Consider the following 16,543-nt stretch of genomic DNA (forward strand, 5'->3'; position numbering starts at 1 on the left):
AGCTCGTCTCGGTCCGCATGTCCGACCCGGCTCGGATCGCGGCACGTCTGGCGAGCAGGACCAGGTTCGCCGGGCTCGCGCCGGGGGAGCGGCTGCTGATCATCGCGGCCGACCACCCCGCCCGGGGTGCGCTCGCGGCGGGGCGCGACCCGGCCGCGATGGCCGACCGCTGGGACCTGCTGCAGCGGATCGTCGTCGCGCTCGGCCGGCCGGGGGTGCACGGCTTCCTGGGAACCGCGGACCTCGTCGAGGACCTCACCGTGCTCGGCGCCCTCGAGGGCAAGCTGGTGCTCGGGTCGATGAACCGCGGCGGGCTGGCGGGGACGTCCTTCGAGCTGGACGACAGGTTCACCGGCTACGACGCCCGTGGGATCGCCGAAGCCGGCCTCGACGGCGGCAAGATGCTGCTGCGGATCGACCCCGACGACCCGGCGTCGGTCGACACCCTCGAGGCGTGCGGGCGCGCCGTGGACGGCCTCGCCGAACGCCGGCTGATCGCGCTGGTGGAGCCGTTCTGGTCGACCCGCGTCGACGGGAAGGTGCGCAACCAGCTGGATCCCGAGCACGTCGTCCGCGCGATCGCCATCGCCTCGGGCCTCGGCAGGACGTCGGCGTACACCTGGCTCAAGCTGCCGGTGGTGGCCGACATGGTGCGGGTGGCGGCGGCGTCGACCCTGCCCACGCTCGTGCTGGGCGGCGAGGTCGCCGAGGACGCCGACGCCGCGCTGGCCGGCTGGGCGGCGGCCCTGCAGCAGCCGTCGGTCCGTGGCCTGGCGATCGGTCGGTCCCTGCTGTACCCCGCCGGGGGCGATGTCGCCGCCGCCGTCGACGCCGCCGTCTCCCTGCTCGGCACGGCGACCCCGTCCGAGGAGACGTCGACACGATGACCGACACCGACCGTTACGTGCGCCGCGCAGCAGACCCCTCGGGCGGTGCGCCGATCGCCGCCGTCACCCCGGAGTCCGCCGGCTGGGGCTACAGCGGCCTCGAGGTGCGCGAGCTGGGCGCCGGTGCGACGTGGAACCGGGAGCTCGCCGGTGAGGAGGCGGTGCTCCTGCCGCTGCGCGGTGGTGTGCACCTGCTGGTCACCGGGCCGGAGCAGTGCGAGGTGGACCTGGCCGGCCGTGCCGGCGTCTTCGCAGGTCCGTCCGACTTCGCCTACGTCCCGGTCGGCTCGCGCGTGACCGTCACCGCAGGTCCCGGCGGGGCACGGGTCGCCCTGGCCTCGTCGCGGGCCGAGCGCGTGCGGCCGTTGCGCGTCGTGCCGCGCGACGAGGTGCGGATCGACCTGCGCGGTGCCGGGTCGTGCAGCCGCCAGGTGAACAACTACACGATCGCAACCGACGTGGAGGTGGACCACCTGCTGGTCTGCGAGGTGGTCACCCCCGGCGGGAACTGGTCGTCCTACCCGCCGCACAAGCACGACGAGCACTCCGAGGCCGAGCGGGTGCTCGAGGAGATCTACTACTTCGAGGTCGCCGACGGACCGGACGGGCCCGGGACGGGCTACCACCGCACCTACGGCACGCCCGACCGCCCGATCGACGTCCTCGCCGAGGTGCGGACCGGCGACACCGCGCTGGTGCCGCACGGCTTCCACGGTCCGTGCATGGCCACCCCCGGCTACGACCTGTACTACCTCAACGTGATGGCCGGCCCGTCCACCGACGGTCGGTGGCTGGCCGTCGACGACCCCGCGGTGGCGTGGGTCCGCGGGACCTGGGTGAACCAGGCCGTCGACCCCCGGTTGCCGTGCTCCGTCACCAGCCCCACGCCCAGCCCCGCCCACGGCGTCCATGCCGACGCCCCGATCCACGAGGACCGCCGATGAACGCGACCGCCGATCCGCGGAGCCCACGGCCTGGCACGGTCCGGCTCACCGTCGGGCAGGCACTCGTCCGCTTCCTCGCGCACCAGTGGAGCGAGCGGGACGGCCACCGCCAGAAGCTGTTCGCCGGCTGCTTCGGCATCTTCGGGCACGGCAACGTCGCCGGGCTGGGCCAGGGCCTGCTGCAGGCGCACGCCGAGGCCGCCGACGCCGGCTACGGCCCCGGTTCGCCGCTGGGTGAGCACGGGCCCGACGAGCTGCCGTACCTGCTCGGCCGCAACGAGCAGGCGATGGTGCACACCGCCGTCGCCTACGCCCGCACCCGGGAGCGCCTGCAGACGTTCGCGGTGACGGCGTCGATCGGCCCGGGCTCGACCAACATGATCACGGGTGCGGCCCTCGCCACGGTGGACCACATCCCGGTGCTGCTGCTGCCGTCGGACGTGTTCGCCAACCGGGTCCCCGACCCGGTCCTCCAGCAGCTCGAGCACCCGCTCGGCCCCGACGTCACGGTCAACGACGCGTTCCGCCCGGTCTCCCGGTTCTTCGACAGGATCTGGCGTCCCGAGCAGCTGCTCGCCTCCGCACCCCAGGCGATGCGCGTGCTCACCGACCCGGCCGAGACCGGGGCCGTCACGCTCGCGCTGCCGCAGGACGTCCAGGCGGAGGCGTTCGACTGGCCGGAGGAGTTCTTCGCCGACCGGGTCTGGTACGTCGCACGGCAACGCCCGGACGCGTCGGCGGTCGCCCGCGCCGCCGAGGTGATCAGGTCGGCGGAGCGGCCCCTGGTCGTGGCGGGCGGCGGCGTCGTCTACTCCGGCGCCTCGGAGCAGCTGCGCGCCTTCGCGGCCGCGACGGGCATCCCGGTCGCCGACACCCAGGCCGGCAAGGGCGCGATCAGCTGGGACCACCCGCAGGCGGTGGGCGGCGTCGGCGCCACCGGCGCGGCATCCGCCAACGCGCTCGCCCTCGACGCCGACGTGGTGATCGGCATCGGCACGCGGTACACCGACTTCACGACGGCCAGCCACACCGTGTTCGGCAACCCCGACGTCCGGTTCGTGAACCTCAACGTGGCGGCGTTCGACGCGGCCAAGCACGCCGCGACGATGGTCGTCGCCGACGCCCGCGAGGCGCTGGTCGAGCTGACCGCCGCCCTGGACGGCTACCGGACCACGGACGCCTACCAGGCCCGGGCCGCCGCCGAGGTGGCGGCGTGGCAGCGGGTGACCGACGAGTGCTACCACCTCGGCCACGGGCCGCTGCCGGCCCAGACCGAGGTGTTCGGCGCGCTCAACGAGCTGATGGGCGACGACGACATCCTGATCAACGCCGCCGGGTCGATGCCGGGTGACTTGCAGTGCCTGTGGCGGGCCAGGACACCGGTCGGGTACCACCTGGAGTACGGCTACTCGTGCATGGGCTACGAGGTGCCGGCCGCGCTCGGCGCCAAGCTGGCACGCCCCGAGTCCGAGGTCGTGGCGATCGTCGGCGACGGCGGCTACCAGATGATGCCGACCGAGATCGCGACGTTGGTGTCCGAGCGGGTCAAGGTGATCCTCGTCCTGCTGCAGAACCACGGCTTCGCGTCGATCGGCGCGCTGTCGGAGTCGCGCGGCTCGCAGCGGTTCGGCACCCGGTACCGGATGCGGAACCCGCAGACCGGGCTTCTCGACGGTGAGCCGGTGCCGGTGGACCTCGTCAAGAACGCCGAGAGCCTCGGCGCCCGGGTGCTCGTCGCGCACGGCATCGACGACTTCCGTCGCGCGTACGCCGAGGCCGTCGCCTCGGACGTCACCACGGTGATCCACATCGAGACCGACCTGCTCGGGCCCAACCCTCCCGGCACGGCGTGGTGGGACGTGCCGGTCGCGGCGGTCTCCACCCTGGCCAGCACGCAGCGCGCGCGGGCCGAGTACGACGAGGCGCGCGTCCCGCAACGCCGCTACCTGTGACCCTCTCGACGGCAGTTCCGAGGAGTGAGCCCTGATGACGACCACCATCACGCACTGGATCGACGGAGAGCCGTTCGTGGGCGACCACGCCGCGACGTCGCCGGTCTACAACCCCGCGACCGGTGACGTCGTCGCCGAGCTGGCGCTCGCCGCCCCGGCGGACGTCGACCGGGTGGTCGCCAGCGCCGCCGCCGCGTTCGAGACCTGGTCGCAGGTGCCGCTCGGCAAGCGCAGCGCGATCCTGTTCCGCTTCCGCGAGCTCCTGGTCGAGCACACCGACGAGCTCGCGGCGATCGTCACGCGGGAGCACGGGAAGGTGATCTCGGACGCCAAGGGCGAGATCGCCCGCGGCCTGGAGGTCGTCGAGTTCGCGTGCGGCATCCCGCAGCTGCTCAAGGGCGAGTTCTCGGAGCAGGCGGCGACCGGCATCGACGTGTACTCCTTCCGCCAGCCCGTCGGCGTGGTGGCGGGGATCACGCCGTTCAACTTCCCGGTGATGATCCCGCTGTGGATGAGCCCCGTCGCGATCGCGACCGGCAACACGTTCATCCTCAAGCCGCCGGACCGCGACCCGAGCGCCGGCATGTTCATCGCCGAGCTGTGGAAGGAGGCGGGCCTGCCGGACGGCGTCTTCAGCGTGGTGCACGGAACGCCGGACGTGGTCGGCCGCCTGCTGACCCACCCCGACGTGGCCGCGGTGTCGTTCGTCGGCTCCACCCCGACGGCGAAGCACATCTACAAGACCGCGATCGAGCACGGCAAGCGGTGCCAGGCGCTCGGCGCGGCGAAGAACCACGGCATCGTGCTCGCCGATGCGGACCTCGAGAATGCGGCGAACAGCCTCGTCGCCGCCGCGTTCGGCGCCGCCGGCGAACGGTGCATGGCGCTGCCCGTCGCGCTCGTGCAGGAGGAGGTCGCCGACCAGCTGATCGCCCTGGTGGCCGACCGCGCCCGAGCGGTCCGGGTGCTGCCGGGCGACCACCCCGACTCCGACATGGGGCCGATCATCTCCGCGCAGTCCAGGGCCCGGATCACGTCGCTGATCGACTCGGCCGAGGCCGAGGGGGCGAAGATCCTGGTCGACGGCCGGGACACGGTCGTCCCGGGGTCCGAGGGCGGCTGGTTCCTCGGCCCGACGGTGATCGACGGTGTCCACCCGGAGATGACGATCAACCGGCAGGAGGTCTTCGGGCCGGTCCTGGAGGTCATCCGGATCTCGGGTCTGGAGGAGGGCATCGCGCTGATCAACGCGAACCCGTACGGCAACGGCACCGCGCTGTTCACGTCGTCGGGCGAGGCGGCCAGGACGTTCAAGCGCGCGGTGCAGGTGGGCATGGTGGGGATCAACGTGCCGATCCCGGTGCCCGTCGCGTGGCACTCGTTCGGCGGCTGGAAGGACTCGCTGATCGGCGAGAGCCACATGTACGGGCCGGAGGGCGTCCGGTTCTTCACGCGCGCCAAGGTGGTCACCGAGCGTTGGCTGCCGCAGCCCGACGCGGTGTCGTTCCACTTCTCGGGAGATGCGCAGAAGTAGCGGCTCACGCACGGGGCCGCAGGGCGGCCGACCGGCGGCCCCGTCGGGTCCGCCACCCCGGGTGCGCAGCCGCGATCGGAGTAGGGTCGAGACTGTAAATGTAAGGACAATTGCTTGACAGGTCATGTCCGCCGGCGCCACGATGGGCGCCGTGCAGGACGCGTCGCCCGCACCCGCACCCACCCCCTCGCACGTCTTGGAGCCGTCATGAGCAAGGCCCGCAACACCGATCCGCGGTACAGCAAGCTCACGATCGGCGTCTGCCCCGACCAGTGGGGTGTGTGGTTCCCGGACGACGAGAAGCAGATCCCCTGGGAGAAGGCGCTGGCCGAGATGGCGGAGGCCGGCTTCGAGTACATGGAGACCGGGCCGTACGGCTACTTCCCCAAGGACGCCCGGCAGCTGCAGAAGGTCATGGACGACAACGGCTTCACCGTGGTCGCCGGCACCGGCTGGGGCATCCTGCACAAGGCTGACGCGTGGGCCGAGACGGAGAAGACCTTCCGCGCGATCGCGGAGACCCATGCCGCGGTCGGCGCGGAGTACATCGTGCACCTGCCCCCGATGTTCCGGGACGAGAAGACGTGGGAGTTCACCGACGACCGCGTGCTCTCGCCCGAGGCGTGGAGCCTGTACGTCGAGAACGCCAACAGGCTCGGCCAGATCCTCAAGGACGAGTACGGCCTGAAGATGGTGCTGCACCCGCACGGCGACAGCCACATCGAGACGCCGGACGACATCCACCGGGTGTTCGAGGCGACGGACCCGACCTACGTGAACCTGTGCCTGGACACCGGCCACATCGTGTACGGCGGCGGTGACCCGCTGGAGATGATCAAGAGGTACCCCGAGCGCATCTCCTACGTGCACATCAAGGCGTTCGACGTGGAGCTCACGCGCGAGGCGCACGAGAAGGACTGGCCCTTCGGCGAGGCCGTCGCACGCGGCCTCTCGGTCCGGCCGCCGGCCGGCGCCCCGGACATGAAGAGCCTGGTCGACGCCCTCGCCGGCCTCGACAAGGAGCTGTACGTCATCTGCGAGCAGGACCTGTACCCCTGCGACCCGCGGCTCCCGCTGCCCAACGCCGTGATGACCCGCCAGTTCCTCGCGTCCTGCGGCCTCGGTCTGCTCTGAGCCGTCCACCACCCAGAAGGACTGACGAACATGCTCAGGTTCGCGATCATCGGCGCCGGTCGGATCGGTGTCGTGCACGCGCAGGCCATCGCCTCGCACCCCGACGCCGAGCTGGTGCTGGTCGCCGACCCGTTCGGCGACGCGGCCGCTCGGCTCGCCTCCGCGCACGGCGCCCGCTCCACGACCGTCGTCGACGACGTCTTCGCCGACGACAACGTCGACGCCGTCGTCGTCGGGTCGCCGACCCCGTTCCACGTCGAGCAGATCGTCGCGGGCGTCGAGGCCGGCAAGGCGGTGCTCGCCGAGAAGCCGGTCGACCTGGACATCGAGCGCGTGGACCGCTGCCTGGCCGCGGTCGGTGACCGCGCCGATCGCGTCATGGTGGGCTTCAACCGGCGGTTCGACCCGGGCTTCGCGGAGGTCAAGGCGCGGATCGAGCGCGGCGAGATCGGGCCGCTCGAGCAGCTGACGATCATCAGCCGCGACCCGCAGGCCCCACCGGCGTCGTACGTCGCGCAGTCGGGCGGGATCTTCCGCGACATGACGATCCACGACCTCGACATGGCACGGTTCATGCTCGGGGAGGTGGTCGAGGTCTCCGCGGTGGGCCAGAACCTCGATCCCGAGATCCAGGCCGCGGGCGACTTCGACGGGGCGGTGCTCACCCTGCGCGCCGCCTCCGGCGCCCTGGCCACGATCATCAACAGTCGGCACTGCGCCACCGGGTACGACCAGCGCCTGGAGGCGTTCGGGCCGTACGGGTCGTTGCGAGCCGAGAACCACACGGCGACCCAGGTGCGGTACTTCGGCTCTCGGACCTCCGATGCCGCGGGCCCCTACCTGGACTTCTTCCTGCAGCGGTACGCCCAGGCCTATCGGGCCGAGCTCGACCACTTCGTGAAGTCCATCGTGCAGGGCACCAGCCCGTCTCCGTCGCTGCTCGACGGGCGCGAGGCGCTGGTGCTCGCCGATGCGGCCACGTTGAGCGCCACCAAGGGGCAGCCGGTCAGGATCGACCGACGTGGGTGAGGTCGTTCGGCGCGGTGCCGAGTGGGCCGCGTTGCCGCCGGCGGTGGACGTGGCGGACAGCTCGGCGGGACTGGCGGCGGTGGACGCGGTGATCGCGGCCGGGCCGTTCCGGGACAGCTGGGAGTCGCTGGCGGCCTACCAGCCGCCTCGGTGGTACCTGGACGCGAAGTTCGGGGTCTTCCTGCACTGGGGCGTCTTCTCGGTCCCCGCCTTCCACAACGAGTGGTACTCGCGGGAGATGTACCGGGCGGGCACGCCGGAGTTCGAGCACCACGTGGCGACGTACGGACCGCAGGACGAGTTCGGGTACAAGGACTTCATCCCGTCGTTCACGATGGAGCAGTTCGATCCGGACGAGTGGGTGGCGTTGTTCCGCCGTGCCGGCGCGCAGTTCGTGGTGCCCGTGGCCGAGCACCACGACGGGTTCGCGATGTACGAGACGGACCGGTCCCGGTGGAAGGCCACGGCGATGGGTCCGCGCCGGGATGTGCTCGGTGACCTGCTCGATGCCACGCGGCGTGGCTGGCTGGTGGCCGGGGCGTCGTCGCACCGTGCCGAGCACTGGTTCTTCATGAACGGTGGTGCGCGGTTCGACTCGGATGTGCTGGACCCGGCGTTCGTGGACTTCTACGGACCGGCCCAGCGGGAGGAGACCGCGCCGAACGAGCAGTTCCTCGAGGACTGGCTGCTGCGGACGGTGGAGGTCATCGACCGGTACCGGCCGCAGGTGCTGTGGTTCGACTGGTGGATCGAGCAGCCGGCGTTCGAGCCCTACGTGCGCAAGCTGGCGGCGTACTACTACAACCGCGCCGCCCAGTGGGGCCGCGAGGTGGTCATCAACTACAAGTGGACGGCGTTCGCGGACGGAAGTGCGGTGTACGACGTCGAGCGGGGCTCGATCGCCGGGATCCGCCCGCAGGTGTGGCAGAACGACACGTCGGTCTCGCGCAGCTCCTGGGGCTGGGTCGAGGACCACGACTACAAGTCGGTGGCCGACCTGGTCGGCGAGCTGGCCGACGTCGTGGCGAAGAACGGGATCCTGCTGCTGAACGTGGGGCCCACCCCGCAGGGCACCATCCCCGCGGCCGAGCAGGAGCTCCTGGAAGGCGTCGGCGCGTGGTTGTCGCGCAACGGGGAGGCGATCTACGGCACGCGGCCGTGGGCGGTGGCCGGTGAGGGGCCCACGGCGGTGCCCGTCGGGTCGTTCGTCGACCACGAGGCCACGGCCTACACCTCGGCGGACGTGCGGTTCACCTCGCGCACGGACGTCACGGGCGACCACGTCTACGCCATCGTGCTGCGGCGGCCCGCCGACGGGACGGCGCGCATCGAGTCGTTCGGGTCCGGTCGGGGACTGCTGACCCGGGGGATCCGCGAGGTGACCGTGCTGGGCCAGGCGGGTGTGCCGCAGTGGCGGCAGGACCATGCCGCGCTGACCGTGGACCTCGGCCCTGCCCCCGACGGTGGGGAGCTCACCGATGTCGGCGTGGTGGTCAAGGTCTCCCTCGACGCGGAAGCCGCACGCCGGCGCACCGACGTGGTCCACGGCTGACGTCGTCGTCGTGGAGCGCGACCCCAAGGGGCGACGCCCTGGTCGGTGACCCCACGCCCTGCCGGGGATGAGCCGCGAGCCGGATCTGCACGCGTGCGGCGCCCTCCGATAGGATCCCGGCAGGTTCACGCCACCGTGGTGCGCGTCAGCACCGACCAACGTGACCCGTACGGCCCCACCGTCCGCGCCTGGCATCACCGGACAGCGTCTCGCTCTCCGCGCCAGTGCCCGCGGTTCTGATCTGCCCGAGCTGTCGGCGCCGGTCACCGAGTCCCTCGGTGGCAGCGGCGCACACCTGCGCGGCGATCGTCGGGCGCCGTGGGTCCGCGTCGGGTCGGCCCGTTGACCCACGTGTGGGTGCACCGCGAAGGAGGAGATGTGGCCCGAGCAGGCCAGCGCGGTCAGGGCGCCACCCGGAGCGATGCCGGACGCGCCCGCAACGACTCCGGTCGTCCCCGGACCGACTCCGGGGCGCCACGGCGCCGCGGCCCGCGCCCGGACCAGCAGGGGATCATCCCGGTGCTGGCGGAGGTGGCCGGTGAGGTGGAGCGCGCCGTGCAGCGGCCGCCCATCCGCCCGTCGACCCGCACCAAGTTCCAGGTGGTGGCGCTGCTGGTGCGCGAGGAGCGCGCTCGCACCATGGCCGACGCGACCCTGGGCCCGTCGCGACGCGGCGAGCAGCTCAAGCGCCTGGACGGGGTGGCGACGATGCTGGCCCGCATCGCCGCCCGCGACACCTCCCTGCTGCACCTGCTGGACGACGACGCCCGCGTCTCCGACGGCGCCCGCGCCTACAAGGCGCAGCTGATGCGGGCCGGTGGCCTCGAGGTGCCCGACGAGCCCGAGCCGACCCCGCCGCCCGCCCCGGCGCCGACCGTCGAGAAGCGGGTGATCCCGCAGTCGGTGCTGTCCCACCAGCTGTCCAACCCGTTCCTCGCTCCCGACTACTCGGCGGCCGCCCAGCGCATCGCCGTCAAACCGCGCCGGCTGGCCGGCTGGGAGCTGCTGGAGCCGCTGTTCCGCTCGTTCGAGGAGGCGTCGGCCGGCGCGCCCGCGTGCATGCCGCTGCCCGAGCCGCGGTTCGTGCCGCTTCCCCCCGGGCGGCAGCTGATGCCGCACCAGGCCGGGGTGGTCGCGGCCGCCGCCGGTGGGCACCGCACCTTCCTGCTGGCCGACGAGCCCGGCCTCGGCAAGACGGCGCAGGCGCTGGTCGCCGCGCAGGTGACCAACTCGTACCCGCTGCTGGTGGTGGTGCCCAACGTCGTCAAGACGAACTGGGCCCACGAGGTGGGCATGTGGACCCCGCTGCGCCGCGCGACCGTGGTCCACGGAGACGGTGACACGGTCGACGCCTTCGCCGACGTGGTGATCGTCAACTACGAGATCCTCGACCGGCACGTCGGCTGGATGGGCGACTTCGGCTTCCGCGGGATGATCGTCGACGAGGCCCACTTCATCAAGAACAAGGGCTCGCAGCGCTCCCAGAACGTGCTGGCTGTGTCGCAGCGCATCCGTGAACGCATCGCGCGTCCGCTGCTGATGGCCCTCACCGGCACCCCGCTGATCAACGACATCGAGGACTTCCGGGCCATCTGGCAGTTCCTCGGCTGGATCGACGACACCAAGCCGCTCGGCTCGCTGATGGCGGCGCTCGAGGAGACCGAGCTGACGCCGGCCGACCGCGGGTTCTCGTCCGCCGCGCGGACCGCCGTGATCGAGCAGGGCATCGTCCGACGCCGCAAGGTCGACGTGGTGGCGGACATCCCCGCCCGCCGGGTGGCCGACCTGCCCGTCGAGCTCGACGGGGCCATCGGACGGTCCATCCGCGCCGCCGAGGCCGCCCTCGCCCAGCGCATGGTGGCGCACTACCGGTCGGCGGTGGCGTCGCGCACCGTCGGCCACCCGGGACGCACCGTGGAGGGCCTCGACCTGGAGCTGGTGCGCCGCGTGGCCGCCGCCGAGCTCAAGGACTCCAGCGAGAAGTCCACCGGCGACAACGTGTTCACCATGGTGCGGCGCATCGGCCAGGCGAAGGCCGGGCTCGCCGCCGACTACACCGCACAGCTGGCCCGCAACGTCGGCAAGGTCGTCTTCTTCGCCAAGCACATCGACGTGATGGACCAGGCCGAGCAGACCTTTGCCGACCGGGGGATCCGCTACGCGTCAATCCGCGGCGAGCAGACGCCCCGGGTGCGCGCCAAGAACATCAAGGCGTTCACCGAGGACCCGGAGGTGCAGGTCGTCGTCTGCTCCCTGACGGCCGCCGGCGTGGGGATCAACCTGCAGGTGGCGTCCAACATGGTGCTGGCCGAGCTGTCCTGGACCGACGCCGAGCAGACGCAGGCCATCGACCGCATCCACCGCATCGGGCAGTCCGAGCCGGTCACCGCCTGGCGCATCATCGCCGCGCAGACCATCGACGCGAAGATCGCCGAGCTGATCGACCAGAAGTCGGGGCTCGCGGCGCGGGCGCTGGACGGGGCGGGGGAGCAGGAGGGCTCGGCGTCGGCCGACGTGCAGCTGGAGGCCCTGGTCAGCCTGCTGACGGACGCGCTGGCGGCGGAGGGGCTGGGCTGACGCCACGCCTCACGCGTGCCGGAACATCCGTTCGACGTAGGGCATCTCGAGCTTGTGGCAGGCGATGAGGATCCGGTCGTCACCGTCGAGGCACTCGAGCACCTCCGAGCCGGGCGGCATCTGCTTGTGGTCGTCCCGCCTCGCCGAGCGCCGCTCGCGGACCACGAGCCGGTCGATGGGGATATCCCGTCGTGTCACCGGCACACCACGGTCGGCATCGAAGCCAAGTGCGGTTGGGGTGACGACGAGGAAACCGCCCCCGGCTCGGCAGTAGGGCCGAGTTCCGAGCACCCAGCCGGGGAACACGGCGTCGCGCCGTGCGGCCACGGCCCGTGCCGTGCGTCGAGCGCGGGCCTTCACCTGCCAGCCCGTCACGGTCTGCCCGAACAAGAAGCCCGCCAGGAACTGCAGCAGCACGTCAACCACGGCTCACCTCGCGTCCACGGCGTTCATGCTCAGTCAGTCCGGAATGCCGAAGAGGCTGCGGAGCGGGTGGGCGGAACCCGGGCTAGACATAGGGCAACTCCCGACCTCCGATTGCCTTGCGCCGCCGATAGGAGCGCAGGAACACCGCCGCGACCGCAGCGGGCCAGAGCAGCACCCCGACCAGGCACATCCACCACCACCGGTGACCCGTCTGAAAGAAGAATGCCGCTGCAATGGTGAAAGCGGTTGCGCCCGTCGCACCGGCTCCCAGCCACAGCCGACCTTCCAGAAAACCCCGGAACTTCCTCGGTCGGAGCCGCAGAGCCAACGCATACTCATTGGCGCCGAGTGCGACCCAGACCGCTCGGGCCAGCTCCACGAGCTGGGGATCGTCGTCCAGCCGCATCAGCTGCACCGTCGTCTGCCACAGCGTCCACGAAGTGCCGAGGGCTGAGACTTCTAGAACGTCCAGACGCGCCCGCTGGTCGTCGTCCGCTCGACCTCGGACCTCGTCTCGCAGGGCCCGGTAGCGCGCCGACACCTCGCCAGCACCGAGGCCGTCGCGGGCTCGAGGAGAGGTCGCGCGGCCTTCCGGTCGGCCGTACGCCAGGGCGCTGCAGACCAGGACGTCAGAGCGCTGCGGGATCTCCCACCTCTCGACGGGCGGCACGACGAACACGCAGTCACGCTAGACGGCACAGCCCGCGTCAGCGGGGCTCGTCAGGCGCCTCGATGTGGTGATTCTTTGCTGCTAACCAGCAAACCGCCGCTGGATATCTGCGTAGCTCAGGGCGCCGTCGAGGAAGCCGAGGGTGCCGGTGTCGAGGAGCTCGCGGCCGGCGCGTTCCAGGAGGCTGTAGGCGGCACGCGCCAGGCTGCCGCCCAGGCTGATCCGCTTCACACCGAGCGAGAAGAGGGTCGGCGCGTCGATGGTGCTGGCCAGGCCGGCCACCACGTTGAGCGGTGCCGGGATGGCCGCGGCGAGGCGTCGGATCGTGTCGGCCTCGACGACACCGGGCACGAAGATGCAGTCCGCGCCCGCCTCGAGGTAGCGGTGGGCCCGCTCGACCGTCCGGTCGAACGGGTCGTCGGTGGCGCCGACGAAGTAGGTGTCCGTCCGGGCGTTCAGCACGAAGCTGCCGCGGGGAGCGGCGGCCCGGGCGGCGGCGACCCGCTCGACGGCGGGTTCGAGGTCGAACAGCCGGCCGTCGGCGGCGTCCTCGAGGTTGCCGCCCACAGCCCCGAGCTCCACGGCACGCGCCACCGTGGCGGCCACGTCGTCGGGCGTATCGCCGTAGCCCGACTCCAGGTCGGCGGTGACCGGGACGTCGACCGCTTCGACGATCCGGGCGACGTGGGTCAGCATCGTGTCCCGGTCGGTGGCGCCGCCGTCGGGCACCCCGAGCGACCAGGCGATCCCCGCGCTCGTCGTCGCGATGGCCGGGAAGCCCAGCTGGGCGAGGATGCGCGCCGAGCCGGCGTCCCACGCGTTGGGGAGCACGAAGCCCGGGCCGGTGTGCAGGGCGAGGAACGTGGCGGCCTTCTCGGCAGAGCTCTGGGCGGTCATCGCGCCATCGTCCGCGCCGGGGGCTCGGCGCGGAAGTCCCCGCAGGCGCGTCACAACCCGGAGTCCCGCCGACCCCTGTCCAGCGGCTTCGTCGTCCCGCATGCTGAGCCCATGCCGGACATATCGCCCCTGGTCGGACGGCAGGACACGATGCGCCGGCTGACCGCGCTTCTGGACGGGGTGCCGGAACGCGGCCGCATGGCGGCGCTGATCGGCGAGGCGGGCGTCGGCAAGAGCGCGCTGCAGGCGGCCACCGTCGAGGAGGCACGGGCTCGCGGGTTCCGGGTGCTGGGTGCGCGGGGCAGCGAGTCGGAGTCGCACCTGCCGTTCGCCAGCCTGCACCAGGTGCTGCGCCCGCTGCTGGGCGAGGCTGCGCAGCTGCCGGTGCGGCAGCGGGAGGCGCTGCTGTCCGGGTTCGGGATGAGCGACGTCGACGTGCCGGACCGGTTCCTCATGTCCCTGGCCGCGCTGGAGCTGGTCGCGGCGCACGCGCAGGACGCACCGGTGCTGGTGTCGCTGGAGGACCTGCACTGGATGGACGAGCCGTCGTTGGACGTCGTCTCGTTCATCGCCCGACGTATCGAGGGCGAGCCGGTGCTGATGCTGGCGTCGGTGCGCAGCGGCACCAGCCCCCTGGCCGACGACGCGTCGATCGAGTGGCTGCACGTCGATGGGTTGGACGACTCGTCGGCCGCCGCGCTGATCACGGCGCGAGCGCCGGGCCTGGACCCTGCCCTGCGCGAGCGCGTGCTGCGAGAGGCGGGCGGCAACCCGCTGGCGCTGCTGGAGTTCCCGGTGGCGATGGCGTCGGGGCGGTTCGGCTGGACGGAGCTGTCCGACGAGCTGCCGATGACCACCCGGCTCGAGCGGGCGTTCGCCTCTCGCGTGCAGCACCTGCCGGAGGTGACCCGCACGGTGCTGGCGGTCGCCGCGCTGGAGGACGGGACGGACCTGGTCGAGATCCTCGCCGCGGCGTCGGTGCTGACCGGGGCGCCGGTGGACGTCGCGGCGTGCGAGCCAGCGCTCGCGTCCGGGCTTCTGGTCTCCGACGGCACGTCGGTCGAGTTCGCACATCCCCTGGTCAGGTCGGCGTTGCGGCACGCGATGTCCCCGTCGCGCAGGCAGCAGGTGCACGGCGCGCTGGCGCAGGCGCTCCAGGGCCGCCATCGCGACCGGGCCGCCTGGCACCGGGCGTCGGCCGCGGGCACGCCCGACGAGCAGGTGGCCGGCGACCTTGTGCTCGCGGCCGAAGGAGCCGTGCGGCGCGGCGCGCTCGGGTCGGCGGTGACGTGGCTGCTGCGCGCAGCGACGCTCAGTCCCGACGACGCGCTGCGCGGGGCACGGCTGCTGCGCGCCGCCGAGCTCGCCTTCGAGCTGGGCCGGGCCGGTCAGGTCGAGGAGATCCGACGGCAGGTGGACCGGGAGTCACTGCAGCCGGGGGACCGGTCCCGGCTGGTGTGGCTGGAGGGGGTGTTCGACGACGGCGCCTCCGCCGATCCGGCACAGGTGCGCAGGCTGGTCGGGTACGCGCAGGAGGCACTGGCCGAGCACGACGTGGACCTGGCGTTCCAGCTGCTGCTCGGCGCCGGGCGCCGGGCGTGGTGGGGCGAGCCCGGTGCGGACGTGCGGCACGAGATCGTCGTCACCGCGCTGTCCGCCGGCCTGCCGGACGGTGACCCGCGGGTGCTGGCCGTCCTCGCGCTCGCCGAGCCGATCGAGCACGGTCCCGCGGTGCTGCGGCACCTGGCCACGATGGTCGACGACCCCGCGCAGCCGGACGTCGCGGCGACCCTCGCCATCGCCGCGTTCTGCGTGGGCGACCTGCGCCGTGCGCTGAGGCTGCTGACCGCACCCGTGGACGCGCTGCGCTCGCAGAGCCGGCTGAGCCTGCTGGCCGAGGCGCTCGCGATCCGCTCCTGGTCGGCGCTGTACCAGGGGGACTTCGACCTGGTCACCTCGGCGGACGAGGCGATGCGGCTGGCCGACCAGACCGGGCGCTCGCTGTGGGGCGCGGCAGGACGGATCGGCATCGCGGCCCTCGGTGCGGTGCGGGACGGCCTGCCGTCGGACGGCGCCGACGCCGCCCTGCTCGCCGAGGCGGAGGGGGTGGCGCTGCGGCCGGCGGTGCCGATGTCGACCCTGCTCGCGGCCGTCCAGCTGGCCCGGGGTGTGGCCGAGCTCGGCGCGGGACGGCACGAGCACGCGTATCGGCAGCTGCGACGGGTGTTCGAGCCGGGCGACCCGGCCCACCACCAGGTCCAGCAGATCTGGACGCTGGGTTACCTGGCAGACGCCGCGGTGACGACGGGTCACGGGGACGACGCCCGCAGGCTGCTCACCGAGCTCGAGGTGCTCACCGGTCACGACGCCTCGCCCGCCACGGCCGTCGCGCTGGAGTACTCCCGCGCGGTGCTGGCGGACGACGAGGCAGCCGACCCGCTCTTCCGACTCGCCCTCGAGGGCGCCGCCCGGGGGTCGAGGTGGCACCGGGCCCGGGTCGAGCTGGCCTACGGCTCCTGGCTGCGCCGGCAGCGGCGTGTGGTCGAATCCCGAACCTTGCTGCGCGACGCCCGGACCGCCTTCGAGGGGCTGGGCACGCGCGCCTGGGCCGAGCGTGCAGACCAGGAGCTGCGCGCCACCGGCGAGCCGGGCCGGCGGCCTGGCGTCGACGCCGCCGAGATGCTCTCCGCGCAGGAGTCCGAGATCGCGCGGCTGGCCGCCGAGGGCCTGTCCAACCGCGAGATCGCGCAGCGCCTGTACCTCTCGCACCGCACCGTCGGCTCGCACCTGTACCGGATCTTCCCCAAGCTCGGCGTCACCTCACGCGTTCAGCTGGGGTCGGTGCTCGCCGCGACGCGAGTTGGATGACGCAGGCACGGCCCGCTCCCGCCGGGTCCGATGCGGCCTCGGGTGCAGTCGTCTGACTGAAGCCCGGTCCGGT

12 protein-coding genes are annotated in these 16,543 nt (G+C 72.5%); 9 read left to right on the plus strand and 3 right to left on the minus strand.

Annotated features, from left to right (window positions below):
- The first annotated feature begins 17 nt into the window (after nucleotides 1-17).
- The 8 genes from QMF98_RS03145 to QMF98_RS03180 all read left to right on the plus strand — a co-directional run bounded on the left by QMF98_RS03145 (nucleotide 18) and on the right by QMF98_RS03180 (nucleotide 11,609).
- Nucleotides 18-887, plus strand: a complete 870-nt coding sequence (locus tag QMF98_RS03145) for a Cgl0159 family (beta/alpha)8-fold protein (protein WP_490715658.1) — start codon at nucleotides 18-20, stop codon at nucleotides 885-887.
- Nucleotides 884-1,831, plus strand: a complete 948-nt coding sequence (gene iolB / locus QMF98_RS03150; protein WP_337974622.1) for a 5-deoxy-glucuronate isomerase — start codon at nucleotides 884-886, stop codon at nucleotides 1,829-1,831. Before QMF98_RS03145 ends, iolB begins: the two co-directional genes overlap by 4 nt.
- Nucleotides 1,828-3,783, plus strand: coding sequence for a 3D-(3,5/4)-trihydroxycyclohexane-1,2-dione acylhydrolase (decyclizing) (gene iolD, locus QMF98_RS03155; RefSeq protein WP_337974623.1), 1,956 nt, complete (start codon nucleotides 1,828-1,830; stop codon nucleotides 3,781-3,783). Before iolB ends, iolD begins: the two co-directional genes overlap by 4 nt.
- Nucleotides 3,784-3,817: 34 nt before the next feature.
- On the plus strand, nucleotides 3,818-5,317 hold the full coding sequence (locus QMF98_RS03160; RefSeq protein ID WP_337974624.1) for a CoA-acylating methylmalonate-semialdehyde dehydrogenase: 1,500 nt from the start codon (nucleotides 3,818-3,820) through the stop codon (nucleotides 5,315-5,317).
- Between the two features lie 207 nt (nucleotides 5,318-5,524).
- On the plus strand, nucleotides 5,525-6,451 hold the full coding sequence (locus QMF98_RS03165) for a TIM barrel protein (RefSeq protein ID WP_337974625.1): 927 nt from the start codon (nucleotides 5,525-5,527) through the stop codon (nucleotides 6,449-6,451).
- A gap of 30 nt (nucleotides 6,452-6,481) precedes the next feature.
- The gene (gene iolG, locus QMF98_RS03170; protein WP_337974626.1) at nucleotides 6,482-7,480 is read left to right on the plus strand and encodes an inositol 2-dehydrogenase; all 999 of its coding nucleotides are present in this window, start codon (nucleotides 6,482-6,484) and stop codon (nucleotides 7,478-7,480) included.
- Nucleotides 7,473-9,032 carry an alpha-L-fucosidase gene (locus tag QMF98_RS03175; protein ID WP_337974627.1) on the plus strand — a complete coding sequence of 520 codons (1,560 nt, stop codon included), beginning with the start codon at nucleotides 7,473-7,475 and terminating at the stop codon, nucleotides 9,030-9,032. Before iolG ends, QMF98_RS03175 begins: the two co-directional genes overlap by 8 nt.
- Nucleotides 9,033-9,410: 378 nt before the next feature.
- Nucleotides 9,411-11,609 (plus strand): DEAD/DEAH box helicase, encoded by a 2,199-nt coding sequence (locus tag QMF98_RS03180; RefSeq protein ID WP_490715640.1) that lies wholly within the window; start codon nucleotides 9,411-9,413, stop codon nucleotides 11,607-11,609.
- A gap of 9 nt (nucleotides 11,610-11,618) precedes the next feature.
- On the opposite strand, the gene QMF98_RS03185 is transcribed toward QMF98_RS03180, so the two are convergent.
- The 3 genes from QMF98_RS03185 to QMF98_RS03195 all read right to left on the minus strand — a co-directional run bounded on the left by QMF98_RS03185 (nucleotide 11,619) and on the right by QMF98_RS03195 (nucleotide 13,602).
- The gene (locus QMF98_RS03185) at nucleotides 11,619-12,035 is read right to left on the minus strand and encodes a hypothetical protein (protein ID WP_337974628.1); all 417 of its coding nucleotides are present in this window, start codon (nucleotides 12,033-12,035) and stop codon (nucleotides 11,619-11,621) included.
- An 82-nt stretch (nucleotides 12,036-12,117) separates the two neighbouring features.
- Nucleotides 12,118-12,714 carry a hypothetical protein gene (locus QMF98_RS03190; protein WP_337974629.1) on the minus strand — a complete coding sequence of 199 codons (597 nt, stop codon included), beginning with the start codon at nucleotides 12,712-12,714 and terminating at the stop codon, nucleotides 12,118-12,120.
- 72 nt (nucleotides 12,715-12,786) lie between these two features.
- Complete coding sequence (locus QMF98_RS03195; RefSeq protein WP_337974630.1) at nucleotides 12,787-13,602, minus strand: isocitrate lyase/PEP mutase family protein; 816 nt, start codon at nucleotides 13,600-13,602, stop codon at nucleotides 12,787-12,789.
- Nucleotides 13,603-13,713: 111 nt separating this feature from the next.
- Here QMF98_RS03195 and QMF98_RS03200 point away from each other — a divergent pair, with 111 nt between their 5' ends.
- Entirely contained in the window at nucleotides 13,714-16,470 is a 2,757-nt protein-coding gene (locus tag QMF98_RS03200; RefSeq protein ID WP_337974631.1) for an ATP-binding protein, read from the plus strand.
- The last annotated feature ends 73 nt before the right edge of the window (nucleotides 16,471-16,543 follow it).

Source organism: Cellulomonas sp. NTE-D12 (genome assembly GCF_027923705.1).
In the GTDB taxonomy this organism is placed as follows: Bacteria; Actinomycetota; Actinomycetes; order Actinomycetales; family Cellulomonadaceae; genus Cellulomonas.